Source organism: Burkholderia sp. IMCC1007, assembly GCF_027257875.1.
GTDB lineage: Bacteria > Pseudomonadota > Gammaproteobacteria > Burkholderiales > Burkholderiaceae > Burkholderia.
In genome coordinates this window covers 67,177-77,461 of the sequence record NZ_JAPVQY010000040.1, presented here as the reverse complement: position 1 = coordinate 77,461, position 10,285 = coordinate 67,177, and the positions used below count along the sequence as shown (strand labels likewise).

Sequence of the window (10,285 nt, the reverse complement as noted above, 5' to 3'; positions counted from 1 at the left end):
CGCGCGACGCTTGGCGCGCCGACAGCCGGGCCGGCAGCGACGCCCGCACCGGCGACGGCGCGCGACGATCGCGGCGCGCCGGCCAAGCGTACGACAATTGCTACGTCGGCTCGCAAACCCGTGGCTGCGTCCGCGCCGGCGCCGGCGGCAGTCACCGCAGGCGGCGACGACTGGGAGACGTTCTGATTCGCGTGCATCGCGCATCTATCCCCATTTGGTAGCGCACGACGCCCGCGGCATGCGGGCGTCGTCGTTTCGGCGCGCCACAGAATGTGACGCGCGCGTGAACGATCGTGCATCGTCGCGCGTGGCGTGTTTGCATCTGTGCCAGGTACGGGTATCTCCGCAGGATGCGAAAAAAATTTGTAACGGTGCACGTCGCGTGTCGTCGGATACGACCGCTCGAACGTATAGAGATGAAGGGGAGTGTGAACGACGAAGTGGAGGAGCAGCGACGACGGCCGAAGTGTCCAACGCACGAGACGTTCCGATGCTCGACGAGACACCGCGGATGCAGTTTGTGCGGCTCGGGAGGTCGATTGTAAAGCGAGGAAATGCATTGTCCAACCGGTGTTGTCGAGAATGACGCACTTCATACGAAGAGTTCGTGAAAAAAAATAAGAAAGGGTTTAGGATGAATTCGAACGCGCTTGCTTCTGCGCAGTCATACGAAGGAAGTACGTCTTCAGACTCAGGCGAGGGAGGTAGCATGGATATTTACAGCAGCTTCGCGAACCGCTTCGAAAAAACGCGAGAGGAAGAGCTCTCGCTGGAGGAGTATCTCGCGCTCTGCAAGAACGATCCGTCAGCGTACGCCACGGCCGGCGAACGCATGCTGGCTGCAATCGGGGAACCCGAACAAATCGATACTCGCATCGACCCGCGCCTGTCGCGGATCTTCGCGAACAAGGTTATCAAGGTCTATCCCGCATTCCGTGAGTTCTACGGAATGGAGGAAGTGATCGAGCAGGTCGTCGCTTACTTCCGACACGCTGCCCAAGGGCTCGAAGAAAAGAAGCAGATCCTCTACCTGCTCGGCCCGGTGGGCGGCGGCAAGTCGTCGATCGCCGAGCGCCTGAAGCAACTGATGGAGCGCGTGCCGTTCTATGCGCTGAAGGGTTCGCCCGTCAACGAATCGCCGCTCGGGCTGTTCGACTACGACGAAGACGGCCCGATCCTCGAAGAGCAATACGGCATACCTCGCCGCTACCTGAAGAGCATCCTGAGTCCGTGGGCCGTCAAGCGCCTGCATGAATACAACGGCGACATCCGCCAGTTCCGCGTGGTGCGCCGCTATCCGTCGATCCTGCGGCAGATCGGCATCGCGAAGACCGAACCTGGCGACGAGAACAATCAGGACATCTCGTCGCTCGTCGGCAAGGTCGACATCCGCAAGCTCGAACAGTACGCGCAGGACGATGCCGACGCGTACAGCTACTCAGGCGGCCTGTGCCTGGCGAACCAGGGCTTGCTCGAATTCGTCGAAATGTTCAAGGCGCCGATCAAGGTGCTGCACCCGCTGCTGACGGCCACGCAGGAAGGCAACTTCAAGGGCACCGAAGGATTCGGCGCGATTCCGTTCGACGGCGTGATTCTCGCGCACTCGAACGAGTCGGAATGGAAGGCCTTCCGCAACAACCGCAACAACGAGGCACTGCTCGACCGGATCTTCGTCGTGAAGGTGCCGTACTGCCTGCGCGTGTCGGAAGAGATCAAGATCTACGAGAAGCTGATCCGCAACTCGTCGCTCGCCGAGGCCGTATGCGCGCCGGGCACGCTGAAGATGATGTCGCAGTTCTCGGTGCTGTCGCGCCTGCACGAGCCGGAGAATTCGAGCCTGTTCTCGAAGATGCAGGTGTACGACGGCGAAAACCTGAAGGACACCGATCCGAAGGCGAAGTCGTACCAGGAGTATCGCGACTACGCGGGCGTGGACGAAGGGATGACGGGCGTGTCGACACGCTTCGCGTTCAAGATCCTGTCGCGCGTATTCAACTTCGATTCGAGCGAGGTCGCGGCCAACCCGGTGCACCTGATGTACGTGCTCGAACAGCAGATCGAACGCGAGCAGTTCCCGCCGGAAACGGAGCAGAAGTACCTGTCCTTCGTCAAGGACGTGCTCGCGTCGCGCTACGCGGAGTTCATCGGCAAGGAGATCCAGACGGCTTACCTCGAATCGTATTCGGAATACGGGCAGAACATCTTCGATCGCTACGTCACGTATGCGGACTTCTGGATCCAGGATCAGGAATTCCGCGATCACGACACGGGCGAGAGCTTCGACCGCGCCGCGCTGAACGCGGAGCTGGAGAAGATCGAGAAGCCGGCCGGGATCAGCAATCCGAAGGATTTCCGCAACGAGATCGTCAACTTCGTGTTGCGCGCACGGGCGGCGAACGCCGGCAAGAATCCGGTGTGGACGAGCTACGAGAAGTTGCGGGTCGTGATCGAGAAGAAGATGTTCTCGAATACCGAGGAACTGTTGCCGGTCATTTCGTTCAACGCGAAGGGTTCGGCGGAGGAGCAGCGCAAGCATGAGGACTTTGTGAACCGGATGGTCGCGAAGGGCTATACGCCGAAGCAGGTGAGGCTGCTTTGCGACTGGTACCTGCGCGTGCGCAAGTCGTCATGACGCGCGCGGTATCGCGCCCGTACGGCGAGTCCGTACGGGTGCTTTCAGAGGCGCCGCCCGCATGACGGCACACGGCATGCGCGGCGAGTGCCCCGGCAGATCGACTTTCGAGCGGGAGACCGGGAGTGCTTCATCAAATCATCGACCGCAGGCTGGCCGGCAAGAACAAGAGCATCGCCAATCGCGAACGCTTTCTGCGTCGCGTCAAGAACTACATTCGTCGTGCCGTGTCCGACGCGGTGCGCGACCGTAGCATCAAGGACATCCAGAGCACGCAGAGCATCACGATCCCGCGCAAGGACATCGCGGAGCCGAATTTCCGGCACGCGCCGGGCGGGCGTCGTGAGTACGTGCACCCCGGCAACGAGGACTACGTGCGCGGCGACAAGATCCCGCGTCCGCAGGGCGGCTCGGGCGGCGGCGGCAGTCAGGCGAGCAACGAGGGCGAAGGGCAGGACGACTTCGTGTTCGAGCTGTCGCGCGACGAATTCATGCAGTATTTCTTCGACGATCTCGAACTGCCGCGCCTCGTGAAGACGCACCTGCTGACGGTGCCAAGCTGGAAGAACGTGCGCGCGGGCTGGTCGGCGGAAGGCACGCCGAACAACATCGACGTCGTGCGCTCGCTCAGAAGCGCGCTCGGCCGGCGCATCGCGCTCGGCTCGCCGCTCGTCAACGAGCTGCGCGAGCTCGAGGCGCAGCTCGAGGCGATGAAGAGCGACCCCGAAGACCGCCGCGCGGACATCGCGACGCTCGAGGCCGAGATCCATCACCTGAAAGGGCGCATCTGGCGGATTCCGTTCATCGATCCGTTCGACCTGCGCTACATCAACCGCGTGAAGCAGCCGCAACCGTCGAGCCAGGCTGTGATGTTCTGCCTGATGGACGTGTCGGGCTCGATGGACGAGCAGCGCAAGGATCTCGCGAAGCGCTTCTTCATCCTGCTGTACCTGTTCCTGAAGCGGAACTACGAGCGCATCGAAGTGGTGTTCATCCGTCACCATACGCGTGCCGAGGAAGTCGACGAAGACACCTTCTTCCATTCGACCGAAAGCGGCGGCACGGTGGTGTCGAGCGCGCTCGAGCTGATGCGCAAGGTGATGAACGAGCGCTATTCGCCGACGGAGTGGAACATCTACGGTGCGCAGGCGTCCGACGGCGACAACTGGACCGACGATTCGCCGAAGTGTCGCAAAATGCTGGAAGAGGATATCCTCACCAAGACGCGCTATTTCGCCTATATTCAGGTCGCACCGGAAGAGCAGAACCTGTGGCTCGAGTATGCGCAACTGGCGCTGTCGCAACCGCATCTCGCGATGAAAAAAGTCGAATCGGCTGCCGATATTTACCCGGTGTTTCGCGAATTGTTCGAAAAACAGGTGGAAATGTCATGACGACCCGCCACCTGCACAACGAGTCGCGCGGCTATGCGCCGCGCCCTTCCGGCGACGACACGGCCGGCCCTGCCGCATCGCAGCAACGCGCGCAGGCCGAGCCGCCGCCGCCGGCCGCCGACTTGCCCGGTGCCGGGCAAAAGGAAGCGCGTATGAACGTTGCCGAACGCAAGCCGCTGCCGTGCCCGTCCGACTGGACGTTCGAACTGCTCGAGGAATACGACACGCACATCGCGCAGGTCGCCGAGCAGTATGAACTCGACATCTATCCGATCCAGCTCGAGCTGATCAGCGCCGAGCAGATGATGGATGCGTACGCGTCCGTCGGGATGCCGGTCAACTACCGTCACTGGTCGTTCGGCAAGCACTTCCTCGCAACCGAGAAGAGCTATCGCCGCGGGCAGATGGGCCTCGCGTACGAAATCGTCATCAATTCGAATCCGTGCATCGCGTATCTGATGGAAGAGAACACGATGACGATGCAGGCGCTCGTCATCGCACACGCGGCGTACGGGCACAACTCGTTCTTCAAGGGCAACTACCTGTTCCGGCTGTGGACCGACGCGCACGCGATCATCGACTATCTCGTGTACGCGAAGAACTACGTCGCCGAATGCGAGGAACGTTACGGGCTCGATCGCGTCGAGGAACTGCTCGATTCGTGCCATGCGCTGATGAACTATGGCGTCGACCGCTACAAGCGGCCGCAGAAACCGTCGCTGTCGAAGGAAGCGGCGTTGCGGCGCGAACGCGAGGCGTATCTGCAGTCGCAGGTGAACGAGCTGTGGCGCACGCTGCCGGGCAAGAAGCCCGAGCTGATGGAGGAGCAGGACGACCGCTATCCGTCCGAGCCGCAGGAAAACCTGCTGTATTTCGCGGAGAAGAATGCGCCGCTGCTCGAGCCGTGGGAGCGGGAAGTGATCCGCATCGTGCGCAAGATCGGCCAGTACTTCTACCCGCAGCGGCAGACGCAGGTGATGAACGAAGGCTGGGCGACGTTCTGGCACTACACGCTGCTGAACACGCTGTACGTCCAGGGCAAGCTCGAAGACGGCTTCATGATGGAGTTCCTGCATTCGCACAGCAACGTGGTCTACCAGCCGCCCGTCACGAAGCCGTACTACAGCGGGATCAATCCGTATGCGCTCGGCTTCTCGATGATGAGCGACATCCGGCGGATCTGCGAGTCGCCGACGGAAGAGGACTACAAGTGGTTTCCGGAGATCGCGGGCACCCCGTGGCTGCCGGCGATGCACTACGCGATGCGCAACTTCAAGGACGAGAGCTTCATCGCGCAGTATCTGTCGCCGAACCTGATCCGCGAGATGCGGCTCTTCTCGGTGCTCGACGACGACATGCGCGATTCGCTCGAGGTGTCGGCGATCCACGACGAATCCGGCTACCAGTACGTGCGGCAGGCGCTGTCGCGGCAGTACGACATCCACCACCGCGAGCCGAACATCCAGGTGTGGGCGGTGAACACGCGCGGCGACCGCAGCCTCACGCTGCGTCACTTCATGACCGACAACCGCCATCTGTCGAACGACAGCGACGAAGTGCTCAAGCACATGGCGCGGCTCTGGCAGTTCGACGTGTTCCTGGAAAGCGTCGACGAGGCCGGCACCGTGCGCAAGCGCTACGAGTGCCGCTACGTGCCGCCGGAAGTGCGCGTTTGATCGTCAAGGTCGGAAATGTTTGCATCGCACGCCAGCCTCAGGGCTGGCGTTTTCATATGGCGAACGCGCGGCCGGAGAAAAATTTTCTACATCCGGACGAACCCGGAGAGCCCGTTACTTTACATTTCGCTAAAATCCCGTAGCGCCGTGCGCCGGAACCGGTGCCACGTGCAACCGCACGCGGCGGCCCCCGAGCCGTCTCGCCCAGAAAGACCTACAAGGAACAGACCAACCCATGGACGTCCAGACCGACCAAGCTGCGCTGTCCGCGCATGACACCCGGCGGCGCGTGTTCGCCATCGTCGGCGCCTCATCGGGCAACCTCGTCGAATGGTTCGACTTCTATATCTACTCGTTCTGCGCGCTGTATTTCGCACCGGCATTCTTCCCGAGCGGCAATACGACGACGCAGCTGCTGAACACGGCCGGCGTGTTCGCGGCGGGCTTCCTGATGCGTCCGATCGGCGGCTGGCTGTTCGGCCGCATCGCCGACCGGCACGGGCGCCGCGCCGCGATGATGATCTCGGTGCTGATGATGTGCGGCGGCTCGCTCGTGATCGCGGTGCTGCCGACCTATGCGCAGATCGGCGCGCTCGCACCGGCGCTGCTGCTGGTCGCGCGCCTGTTCCAAGGTCTGTCGGTGGGCGGCGAATACGGCACGAGCGCGACCTACATGAGTGAAGTGGCGTTGAAGGGCCGTCGCGGCTTCTTCGCGTCGTTCCAGTATGTGACGCTGATCGGCGGCCAGCTGTGCGCGCTGCTGGTGCTCGTGATCCTGCAGCAGACGCTGTCGGCCGGCGAGCTGAAGGCGTGGGGCTGGCGCATTCCGTTCGTCTGCGGTGCGGCCGCCGCGCTGATCTCGCTGTACCTGCGCAAGTCGCTCGACGAAACGTCGACGAGCGCGTCGCGCGACAAGAAGGACGCCGGCACGATCCGCGGCGTATGGCAGCACAAGGGCGCGTTCCTCACGGTGGTCGGCTTCACGGCCGGCGGCTCGCTGATCTTCTACACGTTCACGACGTACATGCAGAAGTACCTGGTGAACACGGCCGGCATGCATGCGAAGACGGCCAGCAACGTGATGACCGTCGCGCTGCTCGTCTACATGCTGATGCAGCCGGTGTTCGGCGCGCTGTCCGACAAGATCGGCCGCCGCACGTCGATGATCCTGTTCGGTTCGTTCGCGGTGATCGGCACGGTGCCGCTGATGCATGCGCTGAAGGACGTGACGAGCCCGGTGGCCGCGTTCGTGCTGATCACCGTCGCGCTGGCGATCGTCAGCTTCTACACGTCGATCAGCGGCCTGATCAAGGCCGAGATGTTCCCGCCGGAAGTGCGCGCGATGGGCGTGGGCCTGTCGTATGCGGTCGCGAACGCGATCTTCGGCGGCTCGGCCGAGTACGTCGCGCTGTGGTTCAAGTCGATCGGCAGCGAGGAAACCTTCTACTGGTACGTGACCGTGCTGTGCGCGATCTCGCTGATCGTGTCGTGGCGGATGCGCGATCCGAGCAAGGAAGGATATCTGCGTCACGAACCGTGATCGATCGAGCCGCTCGGCCGATGTGGCCGGGTCGTTCGTTGCGGCATCCAGCACGGCTGTACGCAGCACGCAATACGACGGCGCTCCGCCACACAGGCGGCGCGCCGTTTTTTCATCCGGCGCGCAATCGCATGGACACGTGCACGTGCAAGCTCATCGCGGCGCGCGCGATATCGATATCGAAATCGCTTCGTTGTCCGCCGCGGGCGATGCTTTTATTCTGAACCCGTAGTTCGTGTGACACCTCCTTGACTGGGATTCTCGCCCGCTGCGTGCAGCGGGCGTCTTTTTTTGTGCGGCGCCGGTGCGTGCCCGCAGCCCGCACACGTCATCACGAATGCCGCAGAGCAAAGCACCATTTGTTGGTTCGGATTCGCCGCACGCGCTGATACGTTAGCGGCTTCGCGACACCACACTGCGTCGCGATGTTCCTCGAACCAGCCGCCGCGCGATCCGCGGCGGCCTTCATAACAAATCAGGTCGTGCTCATGAAATTCCACACTCTCGCTACGTGGCTCGTCGGAGCCGCGCTCGTCACGGCAGGCACGGTCGCGCACGCGGACCGGCTCGACGACATCAAGAAGGCCGGCGTGCTGCGCGTCGCGACGTTCGACAGCAATCCGCCGTTCGGCTATGTCGACGCGAAAAGCAACCACATCGTCGGCCTCGACGTCGATTATGCAAAAGCGCTGGCCGACAAGCTCGGCGTGAAGCTGCAGTTGCAACCGACCAACCCCGCGAACCGCATTCCGTTCCTGACGTCCGGCAAGGTCGACCTCGTGCTCGCGAACTTCACGATCACCGACGAGCGCGCGAAGCAGGTCGACTTCAGCATTCCGTATTTCTCGTCGGGTCAGCAGTTTCTCGCGAAGAAGGGCGTGCTGAAATCGGCCGATCAGCTGAACGGCCTGCGCGTCGGCGCGGACAAGGGCACGACGAACGAGATCACGCTGCGCGAGAAATTCCCGAAGGCGACGATCGTCGCGTACGACGACACGCCGTTCGCGTTCGCCGCGCTGCGCGCCGGCAACGTGCAGGCGATCACGCAGGACGGGCCGAAGCTGATCGGCCTGCTCGCGAACGTGCCCGACAAGCAGAACTACGAGATCCCGGCGTTCACGATCTCGAACGACTACATGGGTGTCGGCGTGCCGAAGGGCGAGACGCGCCTGCTCGGCTTCGTGAACGACACGCTGAAGGGGCTCGAGGCGAACGGCCGCGCAACCCAGATCTACGATGCGTGGTTCGGGCCGACGACGAAGACGCCGCTCACGCGTATCTTCCGGATCGGCGACAAGACCTGAGCCGAGCGCGACGTGCGCCGCGAACCGCCGCCGGCAGGGCCGGCGTGCGCGGTTCGCGGCGTTTTCCGTTTTTATCCGTCTCATCTCATCGCGCGTCCGTCGCGCGCACCACGGCATGCTCGGGTTGGCTCCCAAATATCTGTCCTGGCTCTGGCAGGGCTTTCTGCTGACGCTCGGTCTCGCGGCCGCGTCGGCCGTCGCCGCGACCGTCGGCGGGCTGTTGCTCGCCGTGATGCGGCATGCGCGCGGCAACGCGCTGCGCATGCTGGCGACCGGTTACGTCGTCGCGTTTCGCAATACGCCGCTGCTCGTGCAACTGCTGTTCTGGTATTTCGGCGTCGCGTCGCTGCTGCCCGACACGTGGACCGCATGGCTGAACGCGCGTCATGAACTGAGCATGGGCCCGCTCATGCTCGCGTGGCCGTCGTTCGAATTCGTCGCGGGCTGGGTCGGGCTGAGCGCGTACACAACGGCGTTCGTCGCCGAGGAGTGCGAAGCGGGCCTGCGCGGCGTGCGCCGCGCGCAGCACGACGCAGCCGCGGCGCTCGGTCTCACGCCGATGCAGTCGCTGCGCTACGTGGTGCTGCCGCAGGCCGTGCGCATCGTGCTGCCGCCGCTGTTCGGTCAATACATGAATCTCGTGAAGAATTCGTCGCTTGCGATGGCGATCGGCGTTGCCGAGCTGTCGTACGCATCGCGGCAGGTCGAGACGGAAACGTTCCAGACGTTCGCCGCGTTCGGCATCGCGACCATGCTGTACGTCGCCGCGGTGGCCGCGATCGAGGCCGGCGCATACGCGGCCACGCAATGGCGCGACCGGCTCGGGGCAGGGCGCTGACGATGGATGTCTCGTTGCTGCTCTCCAACCTGCCGTACCTGCTCGTGGGTGCGTTTCCCGACGGCCCGCTCGGCGGCGCCGCGCTGTCGCTCGTGCTGGCGATCGCGTCGGCGCTTGCGTCGGCCGTGCTCGGGGTCGCGCTCGGTGTCGCGATGGCGCTCGCGCGCGGCCCGGCCCGCGTGCTGTTGCTCACGTTCATCGGCTTCTTTCGCGCGATTCCGGTGCTGATGCTGATCTTCTGGACGTACTTCCTGATGCCGATGCTGCTGCACATGGACGTGCCGGGGCTCGCGACGGTCGTGTGCGCGCTGGCACTCATCGGCGGCGCGTATCTCGCGCACGCGGTGCATGCGGGCATCGTCGCGGCCGGCGACGGACAGTGGCAGGCCGGGCTGTCGCTCGGGCTCACGCGCTGGCAGACGGTACGCTACGTGCTGCTGCCGCAGGCGATCCGGATCATGACGCCGTCGTTCGTCAACCAGTGGGTCGCGCTCGTGAAGGACACGTCGCTCGCGTATATCGTCGGCGTGCCGGAACTGTCGTTCGTCGCGACGCAGGTGAACAACCGGCTGATGATCTATCCGGCGCCGATCTTCCTGTTCGTCGCGGTGATCTATCTGGTGCTGTGCACGTCGCTCGACGGTGCGGCGCGCTGGCTGCTGACGCGAGGCCGGAGGGAGCGGCGCGTCGACGGCACGGCGGTCGAACGGATCAAATCCTTGCGATGACGTAACCACTATAAGAATTTAAAAGAGATCTGATTACGGGTCGTGCGCCGATTCGACCTCGCAATGCTGCCAGGGACTTTTTTTGAGATGATGCGTGAGGTAAGATTCGCGCGGATTGCCATTAACAATACCGACGATATTTGCAGTCGATCGCGTATGTCGTTATCCAAAAT

At 63.2% G+C, this 10,285-nt stretch carries 7 protein-coding genes and 1 pseudogene; all 8 read left to right on the top strand.

The window, feature by feature from the left end; genetic code table 11:
• Positions 1 to 186: pseudogene (locus O1Q03_RS27755) on the top strand (methyl-accepting chemotaxis protein); the annotation flags it as partial.
• Positions 187 to 709: 523 nt separating this feature from the next.
• Positions 710 to 2,632, top strand: a complete 1,923-nt coding sequence (locus tag O1Q03_RS27750; protein WP_269507244.1) for a PrkA family serine protein kinase — start codon at positions 710 to 712, stop codon at positions 2,630 to 2,632.
• Between the two features lie 125 nt (positions 2,633 to 2,757).
• On the top strand, positions 2,758 to 4,026 hold the full coding sequence (locus tag O1Q03_RS27745) for a YeaH/YhbH family protein (protein WP_269507243.1): 1,269 nt from the start codon (positions 2,758 to 2,760) through the stop codon (positions 4,024 to 4,026).
• Positions 4,023 to 5,702 (top strand): SpoVR family protein, encoded by a 1,680-nt coding sequence (locus O1Q03_RS27740; RefSeq protein ID WP_269507242.1) that lies wholly within the window; start codon positions 4,023 to 4,025, stop codon positions 5,700 to 5,702. Before O1Q03_RS27745 ends, O1Q03_RS27740 begins: the two co-directional genes overlap by 4 nt.
• Before the next feature lie 235 nt (positions 5,703 to 5,937).
• The gene (locus tag O1Q03_RS27735; RefSeq protein WP_269507240.1) at positions 5,938 to 7,242 is read left to right on the top strand and encodes an MFS family transporter; all 1,305 of its coding nucleotides are present in this window, start codon (positions 5,938 to 5,940) and stop codon (positions 7,240 to 7,242) included.
• 488 nt (positions 7,243 to 7,730) lie between these two features.
• The gene (locus O1Q03_RS27730) at positions 7,731 to 8,546 is read left to right on the top strand and encodes an ABC transporter substrate-binding protein (protein WP_269507239.1); all 816 of its coding nucleotides are present in this window, start codon (positions 7,731 to 7,733) and stop codon (positions 8,544 to 8,546) included.
• Positions 8,547 to 8,661: 115 nt separating this feature from the next.
• Positions 8,662 to 9,384 (top strand): amino acid ABC transporter permease, encoded by a 723-nt coding sequence (locus O1Q03_RS27725; protein WP_269507238.1) that lies wholly within the window; start codon positions 8,662 to 8,664, stop codon positions 9,382 to 9,384.
• A gap of 2 nt (positions 9,385 to 9,386) precedes the next feature.
• On the top strand, positions 9,387 to 10,112 hold the full coding sequence (locus O1Q03_RS27720) for an amino acid ABC transporter permease (protein WP_269507237.1): 726 nt from the start codon (positions 9,387 to 9,389) through the stop codon (positions 10,110 to 10,112).
• Positions 10,113 to 10,285: the final 173 nt, after the last annotated feature.

Coding starts and splice junctions, on each gene's coding strand:
- O1Q03_RS27740 (WP_269507242.1), top strand. CDS start 4,023: ATGACGACCCGCCACCTGCACAACGAGTCGCGCGGCTATGCGCCGCGC.
- O1Q03_RS27720 (WP_269507237.1), top strand. CDS start 9,387: ATGGATGTCTCGTTGCTGCTCTCCAACCTGCCGTACCTGCTCGTGGGT.
- O1Q03_RS27730 (WP_269507239.1), top strand. CDS start 7,731: ATGAAATTCCACACTCTCGCTACGTGGCTCGTCGGAGCCGCGCTCGTC.
- O1Q03_RS27735 (WP_269507240.1), top strand. CDS start 5,938: ATGGACGTCCAGACCGACCAAGCTGCGCTGTCCGCGCATGACACCCGG.
- O1Q03_RS27750 (WP_269507244.1), top strand. CDS start 710: ATGGATATTTACAGCAGCTTCGCGAACCGCTTCGAAAAAACGCGAGAG.
- O1Q03_RS27725 (WP_269507238.1), top strand. CDS start 8,662: ATGCTCGGGTTGGCTCCCAAATATCTGTCCTGGCTCTGGCAGGGCTTT.